1 protein-coding gene is annotated in these 247 nt (G+C 36.4%); it reads right to left on the bottom strand.

What is annotated here, in order from left to right:
• Window positions 1-247: hypothetical protein (locus tag ACFIO5_RS09860; protein WP_375705302.1), on the bottom strand; the 247-nt coding region annotated here is incomplete at both ends.

The raw sequence follows: 247 nt of genomic DNA, 5'->3' as shown, positions 1-247 counted from the left end.
TTTGTTTCATGAGAGATGCTAAAGGTTCGACAGCTTTGACTAAAAGATGACAAAGCAGACGTGCTTCTTCACAGTTTTGTTGATCAATAACGTTAGTTTCAGAAATCTTATGGGAATATATTTCTGTCCATGTTTCAAAAAATTTGTCACATTCACAAAGATTAATACAGCTCGTATTCCCTCGAAGAACAAAGAGTTCAAAATTTTCTGCCATTTCGCGTAAGCGATGGCGGTTTTGTCCTAGTGT

The organism is Bartonella sp. AA86SXKL (genome assembly GCF_042196885.1).
This window is presented reverse-complemented; position numbering and strand designations above follow the sequence as displayed.